Annotated in this window: 15 protein-coding genes; 10 read left to right on the plus strand and 5 right to left on the minus strand. The window is 46.4% G+C overall.

The window, feature by feature from the left end; translation table 11 throughout:
* Positions 1–17 precede the first annotated feature (17 nt).
* The 5 genes from AR335_RS15095 (at position 18) to AR335_RS15120 (ending at position 5464) form a co-directional block, all read left to right on the plus strand.
* Positions 18–776 (plus strand): 2-keto-4-pentenoate hydratase, encoded by a 759-nt coding sequence (locus AR335_RS15095; RefSeq protein WP_062238000.1) that lies wholly within the window; start codon positions 18–20, stop codon positions 774–776.
* A gap of 2 nt (positions 777–778) precedes the next feature.
* Complete coding sequence (locus AR335_RS15100) at positions 779–958, plus strand: 2-hydroxymuconate tautomerase family protein (protein WP_062237443.1); 180 nt, start codon at positions 779–781, stop codon at positions 956–958.
* Between the two features lie 542 nt (positions 959–1500).
* Positions 1501–3090, plus strand: coding sequence for a long-chain-fatty-acid--CoA ligase (locus AR335_RS15110; RefSeq protein WP_062237448.1), 1590 nt, complete (start codon positions 1501–1503; stop codon positions 3088–3090).
* A gap of 122 nt (positions 3091–3212) precedes the next feature.
* Positions 3213–4565 carry an amino acid permease gene (locus tag AR335_RS15115; protein ID WP_062237450.1) on the plus strand — a complete coding sequence of 451 codons (1353 nt, stop codon included), beginning with the start codon at positions 3213–3215 and terminating at the stop codon, positions 4563–4565.
* A 584-nt stretch (positions 4566–5149) separates the two neighbouring features.
* Positions 5150–5464, plus strand: a complete 315-nt coding sequence (locus AR335_RS15120) for a hypothetical protein (protein ID WP_062237452.1) — start codon at positions 5150–5152, stop codon at positions 5462–5464.
* A gap of 39 nt (positions 5465–5503) precedes the next feature.
* Here the strand turns inward: AR335_RS15120 and AR335_RS15125 are convergent, their stop codons facing one another.
* Positions 5504–6610, minus strand: a complete 1107-nt coding sequence (locus tag AR335_RS15125) for a tetratricopeptide repeat protein (RefSeq protein WP_053356796.1) — start codon at positions 6608–6610, stop codon at positions 5504–5506.
* Positions 6611–6848: 238 nt separating this feature from the next.
* Positions 6849–6980 (minus strand): hypothetical protein, encoded by a 132-nt coding sequence (locus tag AR335_RS25230; RefSeq protein ID WP_255357587.1) that lies wholly within the window; start codon positions 6978–6980, stop codon positions 6849–6851.
* 359 nt (positions 6981–7339) lie between these two features.
* On the opposite strand from AR335_RS25230, the gene AR335_RS15130 reads away from it, so the two are divergent.
* Positions 7340–8188 carry an endonuclease/exonuclease/phosphatase family protein gene (locus AR335_RS15130; RefSeq protein WP_234293314.1) on the plus strand — a complete coding sequence of 283 codons (849 nt, stop codon included), beginning with the start codon at positions 7340–7342 and terminating at the stop codon, positions 8186–8188.
* A 20-nt stretch (positions 8189–8208) separates the two neighbouring features.
* Positions 8209–9966: a glycoside hydrolase family 3 protein gene (locus tag AR335_RS15135; RefSeq protein WP_062237456.1), complete on the plus strand. Its 1758-nt coding sequence runs from the start codon at positions 8209–8211 to the stop codon at positions 9964–9966.
* A gap of 314 nt (positions 9967–10280) precedes the next feature.
* On the opposite strand, the gene AR335_RS15140 is transcribed toward AR335_RS15135, so the two are convergent.
* Positions 10281–10799, minus strand: a complete 519-nt coding sequence (locus AR335_RS15140; RefSeq protein WP_062237458.1) for a hypothetical protein — start codon at positions 10797–10799, stop codon at positions 10281–10283.
* Between the two features lie 163 nt (positions 10800–10962).
* On the opposite strand from AR335_RS15140, the gene AR335_RS15145 reads away from it, so the two are divergent.
* Positions 10963–11526, plus strand: coding sequence for a peptidoglycan-binding domain-containing protein (locus AR335_RS15145; RefSeq protein ID WP_062237460.1), 564 nt, complete (start codon positions 10963–10965; stop codon positions 11524–11526).
* Positions 11527–11589: 63 nt separating this feature from the next.
* Here the strand turns inward: AR335_RS15145 and AR335_RS15150 are convergent, their stop codons facing one another.
* Entirely contained in the window at positions 11590–12051 is a 462-nt protein-coding gene (locus AR335_RS15150; protein ID WP_062237462.1) for a universal stress protein, read from the minus strand.
* Positions 12052–12352: 301 nt separating this feature from the next.
* Positions 12353–13453 carry a CdaR family transcriptional regulator gene (locus tag AR335_RS15155; protein WP_062237464.1) on the minus strand — a complete coding sequence of 367 codons (1101 nt, stop codon included), beginning with the start codon at positions 13451–13453 and terminating at the stop codon, positions 12353–12355.
* Between the two features lie 147 nt (positions 13454–13600).
* Between AR335_RS15155 and AR335_RS15160 the strand changes: the two genes are divergently transcribed.
* Entirely contained in the window at positions 13601–14770 is a 1170-nt protein-coding gene (locus AR335_RS15160; protein ID WP_062237466.1) for a glycerate kinase, read from the plus strand.
* Complete coding sequence (locus AR335_RS15165; RefSeq protein ID WP_062237468.1) at positions 14760–15890, plus strand: 2-keto-3-deoxygluconate permease; 1131 nt, start codon at positions 14760–14762, stop codon at positions 15888–15890. The genes AR335_RS15160 and AR335_RS15165 overlap by 11 nt, the downstream gene beginning before the upstream one ends.
* The last annotated feature ends 35 nt before the right edge of the window (positions 15891–15925 follow it).

Here is a 15925-nt window from a genome sequence, read left to right on the forward strand (position 1 = left end):
AAAGAGGACAGGATGAAATGGTAGACTATCTTTTGGGCGCAGAACGCGATATCCGTGAAGTCATCAAGCTGACGGACCAGAATCCTGACCTTGCCATAGATGAAGCGTATGATATCCAGCAGCTTTTGATCGAAAAAAAGATGGAACAGGGAGCAGGAAGAGCGGGGATTAAGCTTGGCTTAACGAGCAAAGCGAAGCAGGAGATGATGGGCGTTCACGAGGCAATCTATGGTTTTCTGCTCACGGATATGCTCGCGTACGAATGGGAGCCTGTTCGGTTCAACCAGCTAATTCATCCAAAGGCCGAGCCTGAAATCGCCTTTTTAATGGGTGAGGATCTGCAGGGAACAAACGTTACGGCTGAGGATGTACTGAAGGCGACCAAGTACATAGCACCTGCCATCGAGATCATTGACAGCCGATATAAGGACTTTAAATTCACGCTTGTTGATGTGGTAGCGGATAATTGCTCGTCTGCGAAGTTCATAGCCGGAAGCAAGTGGATCTCGCCAGACAAGTTGGATCTTGCCCATATCGGCATGGTTATGTCCAAAAACGGCGAAGTGGCCACAACAGGAGCTGGAGCGGCCGTGCTCGGGCATCCGGCAGCAGCGGTTGCCTGGTGCGTGAATAAGATGGGAGAGAGGAACGAAGGCCTTAAAAAAGGCGACATCGTCCTGAGCGGCGCTTTATCAGAAGCCATTGCCTTTGAGCCGGGCGACACCATTATTGCCACGTTTGACGAGCTCGGCAGCGTATCGTTCTCCTGTAAATAGAGATGCCGATCATTCAGGTGCAGATCATTAAAGGCCGATCCGACGAGCAGATTCAGAACATGATTGCGAGTGTGACTGAATCGGCAGCCAGCACGCTGAACGTGAAGCCGGAGCAGGTCAGAGTGCTCGTTACTGAGGTTGAAGGGAAGCACTGGGCAGTTGGGGGAAAAGCGAAAGAGTAATAGATTAGCAGGGAGCCATTCAGCGGTGCTGGGTGGTTTTTTTGTGTGGTGGGTTGGATCAGGTGGGCGCATTTATGAAAATGATGTGTTTTGCAAGTAAACCTTGTCGAACCCCAAGTAACAGGAGCATTTTCGCAAGTAAACTCTGTCGAACCGCAAGTAACAGCCTCGTTTCCGCAAGTAAAGAGTGTCGAATCGCAAGTAACGGTCTGCCTGGAGTGCTTCCTAATCCACAGAAGAGGGTTATTGATGAAGGTTTTGACAAGTTGATCTCTTTTTCAACGCTTCCGCAGGTAAATTTATATGTCTAAATTCATTTTTTATCGTTCGTTACGGAGCCAAATCCCATAAGTACCGCTTGCAGGGGAAAGCTGTAGAACGACAAGAGTTCTATTAAGTAATGTCTAGTATTACTTAATATTTTATGAAAAGAAAAAGGAATATCGTATTCTAAGAGATATCTTAACCCTACTTGTTATATAACAGACTATGATATAATAGACTAAAATTTCTAATTATTTAAGTTACGGAGGGATCACTCGTTGAATGTACCAATGCTGTTGCCTCAATTTCTTGATCGTGCGGTAAAGTTGTATGGAAAGAAAGCTGCGATAATCGGTGAAAAGCAAACCTATACATACAGTGAAGTGAATAACCGGGTCAACCAGCTTTCACGCGGGTTAATGGAAGCTGGGATTGGAAAAGGAGATCGTGTGGCTTACCTTGCTCCGAACACGTCCGAGATGTATGAAGGATTTTACGGTGTGCTGCAGATCGGGGCTGTTATGGTACCGCTCAACACAAGGCTAAAGCCGGAAGATTATTTATACATACTGAATCACAGCGGATCAAAAGTACTCCTTGTTGACCATGAACTGGTGAACCAAATCGAGCCAATTCGAGAACAGTTAACGACGGTTGAAGCCATTATAGTGCATGGTCTTGAACGGGCAGGGAACGGTTTAATTCCCTATGAAAACTGGCTGGATCAGTTCGACACAGCACCTGTTGAACGTCCGGAGATCGATGAGAATGACTTGGCGACGCTTTTGTATACGAGCGGGACGACCGGCAAACCGAAAGGGGTTATGCTGTCACATCGGAGCAATTTTTTGCATGCGCTTACATCTATGCATCATCTGCGGGTTTCCGATCGTGATGTCCTGCTTCATGTGCTTCCGATGTTCCATGTGAACGGCTGGGGCTCGCCTTTTTACTTTACGGCGAACGGAGCGACACAGGTCTTCCTCAAAAAGGTAGTACCTGAAGAGATTTTTAGAAAAGTGAACGATCATGGAGTTTCGGTCATGCATATGGCTCCGACCGTCCTGAATGGACTTCTGCAGTATGCGGACAAGAAAGAGACCGTTAAAGAGGTTAGCAACCTCCGTATTGTCATTGCCGGTTCGGCACCGCCGCCAGCCTTCGTGAAGCGGGTTGAGGAAGAACTGCAGTGGGAGTTTATCCAGGTGTACGGCATGACGGAAGCCTCGCCGCTCATTACGACGTCCATCATCCGGGACACACAGGATCATTTGACGAGTGATGAGAAATACCGATTGAAATCGAAAGCGGGATACGAATTTATTGGTAGTGAAGTGAAGGTCGTCAATGAGGACGGAGACGAAGTAGCCCATGACAGCCATGAAATCGGCGAGATTGTTGTGCGCAGCAACACTGTTATGGAAGGGTACTGGAACAACCCGGAGGAAACGAACCATGTCCTCCGAAACGGCTGGTACCATACGGGAGATATGGCGGTGGTCGATGAGGAAGGCAATATTGAGATTGCCGACCGGAAAAAAGACATCATCATTTCTGGCGGGGAAAACATCTCCTCCATCGAAGTCGAGGGTGTGCTGTATGATCACCCCGCTGTTCTGGAAGCAGCCGTTATCGCAGTCCCTCATGATAAATGGGGAGAAACACCGCAAGCCATCGTCGTGCTCCGGGAAGGGCACGAGGCTAGTGAGGACGAGCTGATCACGTTTGCCCGCAGCCGGCTTGCACACTTTAAGGCGCCGACCATTATCGTTTTCGTGGAAGAATTGCCGAAGACCGGCTCCGGAAAGATCCAAAAGGTGCATTTGAGGAAAGCCTACTGGAAGGACCAAGGGCGGCTTGTTAACTAGCGGGCTCAGACCGTGGCTGGTTATAAATACAAATGGTGTATTTCTCTGAAAATATGTATAATGGCACTTTAAGCGTTTAAAGCGTTTCATGGTAAACAATGCTAAAGGAAGGCAGGGGCAGCATGGAAAAAGATCATCAGGATTTAAAAAAGGGGTTATTGCCGCGTCATGTTCAATTTATCGCCTTAGCAGGGATGATTGGAACGGGGATATTCAAAGGAAGCTCAGACACGCTCAGTTTGGCAGGGCCTAGTGTCGCTTTAGCTTATTTATTAGGCGGGGCATTATTATTCATTGTTATGACGGCATTGGCGGAGATGGCCATTGTCTATCCAAATTTAAATGTTCAGAATCTCGTTCACAAAGCATTTGGACATCGGATTTCATTTATCGTTGGCTGGCTTTATTGGGTGCAGTGGGGGATCGTCACGATTGTTGAAATATTGGCTGCGGGAAGCTTTTTGAAATACTGGTTTTCTTCCACGCCGCTATGGCTGCTAGCTCTTTTCTGTGCCATCTTCATTATTGGAATCAATCTGTTTCAAGTAAAGTACTATGGTGAGATCGAGTTTTGGTTTGCTGGAATTAAAATCGTTGCGCTGACGGCCTTTATCATTTTAGGAGCCTGTATTTTGTTCGGTGTGATTCCGAGCTCGATTGATCAGCCATTAAATAATTACACAGCTCATGGCGGTTTCTTTCCTAACGGGATCGGCGGTATGCTCAGCGCGTTCTTAATCGTTATGTTCTCCTATGGCGGAGCCGAGCTGATCGGAGTTGCGGTAACCGAAACGAAGGATGCACAAAAGGTACTGCCGAAAGTGATCAAAGGGACGGTAGGGAGAGTTGTTATTTTTTATATTCTTCCGATTTTGATCATCTGTGGTCTGATGCCTTGGAATAAAGTATCCCTTGTTGAAAGTCCTTTCGTCCAGGTTTTCGATATTACAGGAATCCCTGGAGCCGGGCACATCATGAACTTTGTTCTTTTAACAGCTGTGCTATCAGCGGCAAACTCAGGGATCTATGCGACGTCAAGAACCCTGTTCTCAATGGCACAAAGCGGAGAAGCGCCTAAAAAATTTCTTAGGGTGTCCAAAAACGGTATTCCGATCAACGGTATCATCATTACGTCCATCTGTATTTTATTCGGTGTATATCTTGCATATAGGACACCGGAAAAGATTATTGGGTATATGATGTCGATTCCTGGATTCACGATCCTTCTCATCTGGATCGCCATTTGTCTTGCCCAGTTAAAGCTGCGCCGCCATTATGAGGAAAAGCCATTCTTCCAAGTGAGGGGTTTTCCTTTTACGACGATTCTCGGTGCGGTGCTATTATCCGTCATTTTTATTTTCTTCATCTTCAATAAAGATAACATTATCGGCACAACAGTCTGTCTCGTGATCGTGGCCGTGATCACTTTGCTGGCTTTCTTGAGTAAAGTGCCAAAAAGAGATTCGATTGAATAGCGTTTTAGTAAGCTTTGGAAGTGGTTGATTTCCGTTTCAGGTGCTCGCTTTCCGCGGGGCGTGCGCTGAGCTTCCTCGGCGCAAGCGCCTGCGGATCTCACCTGCCCCGCATGTCCCGCAGGAGTCTCGCACCTTGCACTCCAATCAACTTATCAATGAAGGTTCAAAACAGAAACATTTCCAAAGCACAACAATCTTTTAGAAAAGAGCTTTTAGAAAAGAATCTAAAAAAAGAAGCAGCTGGCCTTTTGGCTAGCTGCTTTTTCCTTTAGTCTGCTTCTTTTTGGCTCAAAAAGTAAAACATTCCCTGTGAAAAGAACTTAAAATCGCCAATGTTTTAATGTCGCCGCCGGCATCGGAAAATAAGATGCCCGCTCCTAAAACGATCGCAAATAATGCGAATCCCATGAAAAACTCACCACCACCAGAAATACTCTTTCATACATTCAATAACAGAAGGGGCTTTTCCTTCCGTTATATCTTTTCAGCAGCGGATTGTCAGCGAATGGAGATACGAAGAGATTTATTTACCACGATATTTTTCCAATATTTGTTTATAATGAGAAGGGTAAGGGGGTTATCCCGTGAAAAGAAAGCATTACTTATGGGGATTGATGATTGCCGTTCTTTTATTTGTTCTTCCACCGATTCTGGCTCCTTCCATCCATGATGGTTCTTCTCAAAAATCGGCGATACGAGAATACTTGGTCAATGAGGGCCATCCCTATCAAAGCTTCCTCGCCCGTATTACAAGCAATGGACAGGATAAAAAATACGGGGAAAGATATGAGGTTGCCTGGAACGATTTTAACAGCGAGACCGGAATGACGCCTGCCATTTTCTATGTGAAGAAGAATGATAAGGGATATTATGTGGAGTCTGCAGGGACGGGTTCTTGAATTGAATATGCCATTTCACAAAAAAGCAGCTGACACTTGTCAGCTGCTTGTCTCATACATTAGCTTTTGCTTGGCTGTATACGCCATGTGGAAGTATTTGCTCGCTTTTTGGTCGTTCTCGGTGTTGTAGAACTCGGAGGCGAGTTTTTCCGCGTAGTCCTGGACAAATCCCCAGAGCTGGACGGATTGAAAGTATGGAATGGCAGCGGCTGCTGTTTGTTCCAATTGTTCAGCTGAGGAGGACTGGTTGTACTCGCTCAGGATGGAGAAATGGTGAATGTATTCCTCGTTTTGTGCATCTCTTGCTATTTTCAGTCCCTGAATGATCCAGTCGTCGGCAATGTCATGATTCCTGAGCTTGACGTGTTCCCGGGCAATCAGGAAGGTCGTTTTGTAGTCGGTTGCTTTGTCTTCAAACACCTCGGTGAGCTGGGCAATCGCTTTTTCCGAGAGGTTTTGTTCGGCATATAAAAGGCCCAGATTGTAGCGGATCTTAAGTTCGAACGGTTCTTTTTTCAAATTGTATACACGAAGAATGTCCAGGGCGGTTAGAAAATGATGCTCGGCTTCCCGGAACTGTTTTAATGATGTTGAGGCAAGACCGATGATATTTTCGCAGCCGGCGAGTTTCACTTCATAGCCGGATTTGTCTTCAAAGTATTCTTTTGCCTTTATGGCGTGGCGGACGGCAAGCAGAGGCTGACGGGTGTGATAATAAAAGGTAGCGACTTTGTAGTTGAATTCTGCTTTTTCGATATCATCAGGAAACTGGTTTAACATCTTTTCGGCCAGCTGATAGTGCAGCTTGGCTTCGAGATAGTTTCCAGTATCGGTAGCATAGATGGCTTTGAAGAAGTGAAAGTAATAGGATAAGAAATCATCTGTTTCTCTTTTTTTCTCCACATCCAGTTTGTTCAGGGTGTACCGCGCTTCCCAAAGGTCATTGACAAGGAGCTGGTACCTGAAGCTTAACAAAGAGTAGTAGATAAAGAGAGTCTGTGTAGGGTCCATTTCCATGGTTTCAATCTTTTCATCGATTTCCAGCTTTAATCTGCGGGATTCTACGAGGTTTTGGGAGAGAATTTCACGATACCAGCCGTTTAATAGTTGAATCATCTGTTCCGTGCTCGTCAGCTCTACTTCCATAACGTACGCCCACCTTTTAGCATAAATTTACAATTTAACACAATATTAGCATAACAAGTCAACTAACGATTGAGTAAATTGTCGTAATTACCTGAAAACTTAAGGGTAACTTTTCTACTAATTTTTTACTATACAAGAGAGAATAGTTTGGCAACCCATAAAAAAAGAGGAAAGGAGATTGCTCTCTTTCCCTCTTTGCTGTTTATGTGAATGTCTGGGTGTACAAATCTGCAACCAGTTACCCATTTGTCATAGAAAATGTCTTTCCGTGTTCCGCATTCGTTACCGCTGAATGATCCGCGATATAGCCGCCAATCAACAAAGCACCAGCCAACGCAATACCTACAAGAGCACTTGCCATTTTCTTCATATTGACACCCCTCAATATTTATTTTTTTCTGTGTTTTTGTTTCTGCTGAAGTTTCTCAGGTGCAGGACTTCGAATAATAAAAGCTCCCGGCCTCCTTTTCCTTCAACAATATCTTACAATTTACAACAATAATAGCAAATATTAATAGTTTTGCATTGGGTAAAATGTCGCAATTTACACAATTTTCTTACATAACTTTTTTACTAATTTTTCCTTTCTTAATTTTATCAGTATTGATCGTTGAAAAAATGCTCTGAAAGATAGGCTCATAGTGGTATAGACAACCTGTCGGCAGAATAATACCCTTTAAATGACATCTTAGGGAAGGAAAGGAATGTGAAATGAGAGGAGGAAGGAAAATGAAAAAGCTAGTAGCCTGTATGCTGCTGGTTATACTCTTCGCCGGGCTCTCTGCTCCTTTAGCCGCCAGTGCGGCTGATCAGGGATATGGGCACAAAGTCAATATCCGCGTGATGAGCTATAACCTGCACTACGGAAACAGCATGGGGAACGTGTATGATCTGAATGCTCAGGCTGAAGTGATCCGCCAGTCGGGTGCTGAGATCATCGGGCTGCAGGAAGTGGATGTTCATTGGAGCAGCCGGAGTTTGTTTGAAGACGATATTAAACTCCTTGCTGAAAAGCTTCAAATGAATTATTTTTTCGCACCAATCTATGATCTGCCGCCGCTGTATGCCGGAGAACCGAACCGCCAGTTTGGGGTCGCTGTTTTAAGCAAGTATCCCATTCTGAAGGCAGAGAACCGTGAGATCACAAGACTGTCTACGCAGGTTCCCAACCCGGTTCCAGCTCCTGCACCAGGTTTTGCCCAAACCTTGATCAATGTTAAAGGGATCAAGCTTCATGTCTATTCCACGCACCTCGATTACCGAGCGGATCCAGCCGTCCGGTCCATGCAAGTGAACGATATGCTCTCTATCTTTTCCGAGAGCTCCCGCCAAAAGATTTTATTCGGAGACATGAACGCCCAGCTGAATGCACCGGAACTAAAGCCGCTTTTCAGCATTCTCCAAGATACATGGAGAAGCGGAGAACCAGGGAGCACGTTTCCAGCGAACAAACCTTCATCCAAAATCGACTTCATTTTAACCTCACCGCGGATCGAATCAAGATCTTCGTTTATTACCGACACACTCGCTTCCGATCACCGTCCGATTATTGCGGACCTGACCATTCCGCGCAGATAAAACATTAAGGAGGGAGTAAAATGACGAGCAAGTTTATTCGAGCGTTGTTCATTATTATGGCCATTATGCTGGTCTTTCCTCAATCGTCACTCGCCGCTTCAAGCCCGGTGAAAAAGGAGAAGGATGATGCCTGGCTGAAGCGTATTGTGAAACACATGACGGTTGAAGAAAAGGCAGGCCAAGTGTTTATCATTCATGTGTATGGAAAAACAGCTGAGGATCCTGCGTATGAACAAATCAATATCAAGCAAAAACGAGGAGCGAAAAACTTCGCAGAAGCGATTGAGAAGTACCACTTGGGAGGCGTCATTTATTTTAACTGGACCGATAATATCGGGATGCCGGTGGATAAAGCTCAAGTAAACGCCCTGTCTAATGGCATTCAAAAAGCGGCGATGAAACAAAGGATTCCGATTCCGCTGTTCGTTTCCACTGACCAGGAAGGGGGAGTTGTGGCACGGGTGACGGAGCCAGGCACCGTTTTCCCTGGGAACATGGCGCTGGCTGCTGCTCAATCCACAGACTATGCCAGACAGTCGGCCAGCATCATGGGACTTGAGCTGAAAAGCCTCGGAATCAATCTGAACTTTGCTCCTGATCTGGATGTGAACGTGAATCCTAACAATCCGGTCATCGGTGTCCGTTCATTTTCTGAAAATCCGGATGTCGTCGCGCGTATGGGAGTCGCCCAGGTGAAGGGCTATCAGGAACAGAACATGATGGCGACCGCCAAGCATTTTCCGGGCCACGGTGACACAGATGTGGATTCACATTCTGGTCTTCCCATCATCAACCATGATCTGAAGACATTGAATAAAGTTGACCTCAAGCCGTTTAAGGCTGCCATTAAATCAGGCATCGATGCGATCATGTCCGGCCATCTTGTCGTTCCTGCGCTTGATGATTCCGGTATGCCGGCTACGTTATCGAAGCCAATCCTGACCGGCCTGCTTCGTGAAAAAATGAAATTCAAAGGGCTGATCATCACGGACAGCCTGGGTATGTCGGGTGCCAATATCGTACCGCCTGACCGCGTGCCGGTAGAAGCGTTTAAAGCGGGGGCAGACATTCTCTTAAATCCGCCGGATGTGGATGTTGCGTATAATGGGCTGTTGAATGCGGTGAAGAGCGGAGAAATCTCTGAAAAACGTCTGAATCAGTCCGTGATTCGAATTCTAAAAGCCAAAATTAAACGCGGCTTGTTCCGCCAGCCGTTAGTAGATCCAAGTGCGATCAACCAGATCGGACTTCTAGAGAATCTTCAGAAAGCGGAAAATATGACGGATCGCTCGATTACCCTGATCAAAAATGACAACCATACGCTGCCTTTAAAAGAGGGAAGCAAGGTGCTCGTGACCGGGCCGTCTCTCGGTAAGCCGGCAGAGCTGGCCGCAGCTTTGAACGAAAAAGGAATAGCGGCGAGCGGGTATGCGACCTCAGCCAGTCCGACTGCAGCCGAGCTGGCGAGTGCTGTGAACCAAGCGTCCAGCACGGATCTAGTGGTGGTTACCGCTTATACGGCTAACACGAACAGTGCTCAGCAGAAATTCGTAAAGGCCCTGCAAGCGGCGGGTAAACCAGTGGTGCTTGCCTCCATGCGCAATCCGTACGACATTATGACACTGCCGGACGTTACGTCCAATATCTTAACCTATGGAAATCAAAATGTATCTGTTAGGTCGCTTGCCAAAGCGCTTGTCGGCGAGATCAACCCGAGCGGAAAGCTGCCGGTTACGATTCCCGGGAAGTACGAGTTTGGGTTTGGGTTGAGTTACTAATTTTTTGAATCGAAAAGGCTGTTTTCGTAACCTTTTCTGCTTTTAGGAGTGGTTGATTTCCGTTTCAGGATGCTCGCTTTTACCGGCATAAACGCCTACTTTCGCGGGGCGTGCGGTGAGCTAGCTAATGAAGCCTGTGGGTCTCACCTGTCCCGCTGCTCCTAGCCGTAGTCTCGCACCTTGCACTCCAATCAACTTAGCAATGAAGGTTCTTTACAAAAATGTTCCCAAAGCAGCAATCTTTTAGAAAAGAGCCATCGAAAAAGAGCTTGGGATCGATAGGACTCCCAAGCTCTTTTCATTTAAACGGTCGTTTAATTTTTTGCAATATATCCTTCTACTTTATTGACTCCTCCACCGAACCAGCGTTTTCCGGTTCCAGTGTAGGTATAGCCGAAGCTGTCTTTTTGTTTGTAATGATTTACGGCTTTATCCAGGTCATGGAAGATCCGGTGCAGATAGAGCAGGGCTGTTCTGTCTTTAGAGGCTGCCACATCCTGCGCCAGGTCTTTGGCGTTCTGCAGATCCTTCTCTACGTTTTCATTTTTTACCTGGAGCGTTTCAATTCTGGATACGAGCTGGCGTGCATGTTCCTGCTGATCATTCCAGTTGATGTGGTTATCGGCATCAAAGCAAAGGGTCCTGTTGTAATATTGATGGTAAGAAGCAATGATCGTTGAGTAGGATTCAGCAGAGGCTTGTCCTGTCCCGGAGGCTTCCACCTGTTCGGTTACGGAAGTGGTTGAGATATAGTACCAGGCCAATCCAGCAATGGTGAACAATAGAAGGGCAAGGACAGTGAGTGTTTTCTTTTGCCTAACGAATATGCTCATGAAATCACTTCCTTTTATTTTCTAATTATTCCGAATATTATACCATAATTTGGGCGATAAAAGTATTTTTTCTTTGTAACTTCTGAAGTGCGGTGACGACTAATGAATTGTAAATCACAAATGATTTATAAAAAAACGAGAGTCTAAAGGAGAGGGTCTTGTTATGAAACCATGGAAAAAAGTTACGGCTTCAGTGTTGACAGCATCAGCCTTGCTTATGGGAGCACCTTCAATTGCGGGAGCACAAGAAAAACCCGATTATTCTATTTTTCAGCTGCCAAAATCAGGCGTGCTGAAAGCAGGAGACAGAGGAGAAAACGTTAAAGTTTTACAATGGGCGTTAAATAAAGTAGTGGCTGCCGGTTTGAAAACAGACGGAATCTACGGTTCAAAAACAAAAAATGCCGTCATTAAATTTCAAAAGAGTACTAAAAATTTAGCTGTCGATGGCATTTATGGGAAGAAAACACATGCTGCCCTTTCGGAAAAAATCAATTCCTCTGGTTTTCCGGAAATTGTTTTGAAGGAAGGCAGCAAGGGGGAAGCGGTCCGCATTCTCCAGAAAGCGCTAAATGAAATTGGGTCTGCTCTTACAGTTGACGGAATCTATGGCCCTAAAACAAAAGCAGCTGTTCTTACGTTTCAAAAGAAATACCCTGAGGTAAAGGATACGGGTGTATTTGATGCAGACACAAGAATCCTACTTGATAAAGTTCTGCATGACTGATTCCTGTTCACAGAAAAAGCTTGCCAGTCTCATTAGAGGCCGGCAAGCTTTTTGCTTGTTGTCCTATTTCGTCACTAATACCGGGCAGTTCGCTTCGGAAAGCACTCTTTGGCTGACGCTTCCGAGCACCAAACGCTTTAATCCGCTTAGGCCGCGGCTTCCCATGATGATCAGGTCGATGTTATTTGTGCTGGCATAGGCACAGATGGAGCGAGCTGCTTCTCCTTCGAGCAGTTCTGTTTTTACGTTGATGAAATCCTTCGGAACAGCGTCGCTCGCTTGAGCTAAAAGCTCTTCTCCATGACTTTTTTCCAGGGTGGCTGCCTGTCTGACTTCCTGTTCGATCGAATCTTGATAAGCCGCCATCGAATACCCTTCTCCATAAAGCGGGTAAGCAGGCTCATTCAAGACATGAGCCAGCGTTAATTCGCTGCCCATGCTATTTGCCAGCTCAATTCCGTATTCCAGCGCCTGTTTGCTTCCTTCCGATTCATCCATCGCCACGAGAATTTTTCCATACTTCATGATCATTCTCCTCCTTTTTTCAAGTGAAAATAGCAGCGAGAAGCACTAGTGTATGTTCTGCTCAATGGCTTAGTGTTAAAAGTAGTGTTTATACTTTTCAATAACCTAATGCTAGAGGTTTTAAACCCTTTTGCGAGGGGGGAAGTAGGTGACGCCCGTAAATTTGGGAAACGCGCCTGTATTTTGTTCGAATGCGCTCGTAAATTTGTGGAACGCGCCCGTATTTTTCACGAACGCGCCAGAAAATCTCCCAAACGCGCCCGTAAATAGATAAGAGCATATTCCAGGCATAAGCAAAAAATTAATCTGCTCCCTTTTCCTTTTTCTCCAAGATCCATATTGCCATTTGCAGGGTAAGGGCATCCTTGAAATTCCTGGGGTCATACCCTGTTTCCTCCTTTATCTTATTGAGCCTGTAGATCAGCGTATTACGGTGAATGTGAAGGTGATCTGCCGTTTTCTGCATGTTGAGATGATGTTCAAAAAATACCTGCAGGGTTTCAATCAATGGACGCAATGATCGATGGAGCACGCGCTTAATCAGTCTATTGCCAGCTGCCGTTTCCGTTTGGTGGATGAGCGCTTTTGCTTCAAGCTCGGCAAACGAGACCACTTTCTGATGAACATCACTGATTTCAAGTGCAAGAGAACAATCTTCATATGATTGATTAAACAGTTTAAGGTCCATAAAAAGCGTGCTGTAAGCCAACCGGAAAGTCAGTCTTAGAAAATTCAGCACCTGATCGATCGCTTCTACCTTCTTTTGGATCATTTCATCTCCGATGCCGGAAAGGACAATGCATAAGCGGTCGGTGTTCACAAAGCCAATCAGGCAGCGGGATGCACCAGCTGCTTTTTCAAGCTGCTGAAGAATCATCGTATCGGAAAGAGAACGGTCTTCCAGCTGGATCACAACGGTATAAAAGGGAGGAGCAAGGCTAATGTGAAGGAGGCTTAGCCGGCGCTCGATATGTTCCATGGCGGGCACCTCTTTAAGCAGGTTTTCAATGATCATTTCCTTCGTTCGCTGCTGCCACACCGCCTGTGTGGCCATGTAAGCCTGCGTGATCAGCAGTTCGGTTGTCATTTTTACCAGTCCCCCAAAGTCCCTCATTTCCTCTGGATCTCCAGTAATTCCGATCACACCGACAATTTTATGATCAAAAACAATCGGCAGGTTAATGCCGGATTGAGCTCCTTTCCATTTTCCTTTGTGATTAATCGGAATGGTAAAAGGCTGTTCGGTTCGCAATACCTCTAATGCACCTTCATGCATGTGATACAGGCGCGAAGAGTCACAGGAAGCGATAATGATTCCTTTATTGCTCATGATATTGACGTTTCGGTTTAGGCGGGCAGATGTTTCTTTTACAATCATCTCAGCCATCTCTGTTGTAAGCATTAGGGCCTCCATTGTTAGAATCCTACAAAAAAACAAAGTTATTAACCTGATATTATAGTTGTTTCGACCATAGATTTCTAATTTTCAGACAAGTATAATATAAAAAACTGAAAACTGAAAGCGTTTTCTCAGGAAGGGGTTCTAATAATGAAAATTGTGATCGCTCCCGATTCCTATAAAGGAAGCTTGACAGCGGTAGAGGCAGCGGAAGCCATAGAAAGGGGAGTGAAGAAAGCCGACTCCACGATCCAGACCATTCTTGTGCCGGCAGCTGACGGGGGTGAAGGAACGATGGATACCTTGGTTACTGCAACGGGTGGAAGGAAAAAATCGGTTCGGGTAACCGGTCCTCTTCACAGTGAGATCAGTGCTGAATACGGCATATTGGGAGATCAAAAGACTTGTGTGATCGAGATGGCATCTGCCTCAGGCCTGTGTCTTGTTTCTCCTGAAGAGCTTAATCCTCTGACAGCGACTACATATGGCACGGGACAATTGATCAAACAGGCGCTCGATGATGGTTTTCGTTCTTTTGTATTGGCGATCGGAGGATCCGCTACGAATGACGGCGGAGCGGGAATGCTGCAAGCCCTAGGTTTAGAGCTGCTGGATGATAGCGGACAACGTGTTCAGTTCGGAGGCGGTGAGCTTCATAACATAAAAGAAATAGACCTGTCCGGGTTCGACCCGAGAGTGAAAGAATGCACCTTTCTGATTGCCTCAGACGTGCAAAATCCGCTGGTCGGCAAGGAAGGTGCATCTGCTGTTTTCGGCCCGCAAAAGGGGGCGACAGAAGAGATGGTGAAACTACTCGATAAAAATATGGTCCACTGGGGAGATATGGTGGAGCAAGCGACAGGAATCAGGCTTCACGATATGCCCGGTGCCGGAGCAGCAGGCGGGATCGGCGGCGCGTTCCAGGCTTTCTTTCCGGCACAGATGAAAAGGGGAGTGGACGTTGTCACAGAGTATGCCGGTTTGCCGCAGGCTCTGGATGGAGCGGACCTCGTCATTACAGGTGAAGGAAGAGTTGATTTTCAGACCGCTTCAGGAAAAACGCCGATGGGTGTGGCACAGCGGGCCAAACAAAGCGGAATTCCAACGATGATTCTTGCCGGTTCTGTCGGAGAAGGGGTTGAAGTTCTCTATCAATACGGAGTGATCAGTATAACAAGTATGATCCAGCAGCCATTAACACTCGAGGAGGCGATGCGGCGTGCGCCTCAATTACTGGAGTATAGTGCAGAACAGCTCGTAAGAACGTTTATACAGTGCAATAAAAAAACGGAAAGCGGGGTTTTACACTATGAAACTTAAACAAACGATTGAAAGAGTGCCAGGCGGATTAATGGTCGTGCCTTTATTGTTCGGTGCGTTGCTTAATACGGTGGATCAGCTTCATCTGTCCCCTGTGATGAAATTTTTAAAATCACTTGGTGTGGCAAAGACGCCCGAAGGCTATTACGAGTTTTTGAGGATTGGGGGATTCTCTCAGGAACTGTTTAAAGACAGTGCCCTTGTCTTGATTGCCCTCTTTCTCTTTTGCGCGGGCAGCCAGATGAATTTGCGTGTAGGAGGCGCCGCCCTAAAAAAAGGTGTGCTGCTCACTACTTCCAAGTATCTGACCGGGCTTGCTGTGGGATTGCTGTTCGGCTGCTTCTTTGATCCAATGGATGGTTTGTTCGGCTTATCGACTCTGGCGATTATCGCGGCGATGACGAATGGAAACGGAGGAATGTATGCCGCGCTCACGGGCCAGTACGGCAACCGTTCTGACGTTGGGGCAGTAGCAGTGCTCTCCTTGAACGACGGACCTTTTTTCACGTTAATGTCATTGGGCCTTTTGGGATCCAGCTTTCCGATCATTGCTTTCATTGCTGTTCTCCTGCCGATCGCGATCGGGATGATTCTCGGAAATTTGGACGAAGATATTCGCGATTTTCTCAAGGCGGGAGAGATTCTGCCTGTTCCGTTCTTTGCCTTCGCACTCGGAGCCGGTATGAACCTGGCGAGTTTCTTTAACCCTTCAGTCGTTACTGCAGGTCTTACAATAGGAATTCTAACGACAGTTCTTACAGGATTCACTGGCATTCTCGTGTTTAAATTATTCAGGGAAAAAAGCTATATCGCACCGGTATCCGAAGCTTCCACAGCCGGGAACGCAGCCGGTACGCCTGCAGCCATAGCTGCTGCGGCGTCCGTTGCCGCAGGGTCGGGAATGATGAGTGCCGCTGAAGCACAGTCCTACCAGGATATTGTGAACATCGCCACCGCACAGATCTCGATTGCCACCCTAACAACGGCTCTATTATGCCCGATCGCAGTCATTTTGGTGGACAAGTATCAAAGAAGAAAAGGAATCAACGGCCGGCTAGAGAAGTTTGAGTTGGAGAGCGGCTCGAGCCAGGAAGAACGTGTTCCTTCAACTACTGTCTGATACAGAACATTCCTATACAAAAGGAGAGAGCGTAA

Origin of the sequence: Fictibacillus sp. FJAT-27399 (assembly GCF_001510655.1) — a bacterium.
Taxonomy (GTDB): Bacteria; Bacillota; Bacilli; order Bacillales; family Fictibacillaceae; genus Fictibacillus_C; species Fictibacillus_C marinisediminis.

What these genes read in the sequence shown, in the direction of transcription:
- AR335_RS15095 (WP_062238000.1), top strand. Translation starts at nt 18, where the DNA reads ATGGTAGACTATCTTTTGGGCGCAGAACGCGATATCCGTGAAGTCATC.
- AR335_RS15100 (WP_062237443.1), top strand. Translation starts at nt 779, where the DNA reads ATGCCGATCATTCAGGTGCAGATCATTAAAGGCCGATCCGACGAGCAG.
- AR335_RS15115 (WP_062237450.1), top strand. Translation starts at nt 3,213, where the DNA reads ATGGAAAAAGATCATCAGGATTTAAAAAAGGGGTTATTGCCGCGTCAT.
- AR335_RS15125 (WP_053356796.1), bottom strand. Translation starts at nt 6,610, where the DNA reads ATGGAAGTAGAGCTGACGAGCACGGAACAGATGATTCAACTATTAAAC.
- AR335_RS25230 (WP_255357587.1), bottom strand. Translation starts at nt 6,980, where the DNA reads ATGAAGAAAATGGCAAGTGCTCTTGTAGGTATTGCGTTGGCTGGTGCT.
- AR335_RS15130 (WP_234293314.1), top strand. Translation starts at nt 7,340, where the DNA reads ATGAAAAAGCTAGTAGCCTGTATGCTGCTGGTTATACTCTTCGCCGGG.
- AR335_RS15135 (WP_062237456.1), top strand. Translation starts at nt 8,209, where the DNA reads ATGACGAGCAAGTTTATTCGAGCGTTGTTCATTATTATGGCCATTATG.
- AR335_RS15140 (WP_062237458.1), bottom strand. Translation starts at nt 10,799, where the DNA reads ATGAGCATATTCGTTAGGCAAAAGAAAACACTCACTGTCCTTGCCCTT.
- AR335_RS15145 (WP_062237460.1), top strand. Translation starts at nt 10,963, where the DNA reads ATGAAACCATGGAAAAAAGTTACGGCTTCAGTGTTGACAGCATCAGCC.
- AR335_RS15150 (WP_062237462.1), bottom strand. Translation starts at nt 12,051, where the DNA reads ATGAAGTATGGAAAAATTCTCGTGGCGATGGATGAATCGGAAGGAAGC.
- AR335_RS15155 (WP_062237464.1), bottom strand. Translation starts at nt 13,453, where the DNA reads ATGCTTACAACAGAGATGGCTGAGATGATTGTAAAAGAAACATCTGCC.
- AR335_RS15160 (WP_062237466.1), top strand. Translation starts at nt 13,601, where the DNA reads ATGAAAATTGTGATCGCTCCCGATTCCTATAAAGGAAGCTTGACAGCG.
- AR335_RS15165 (WP_062237468.1), top strand. Translation starts at nt 14,760, where the DNA reads ATGAAACTTAAACAAACGATTGAAAGAGTGCCAGGCGGATTAATGGTC.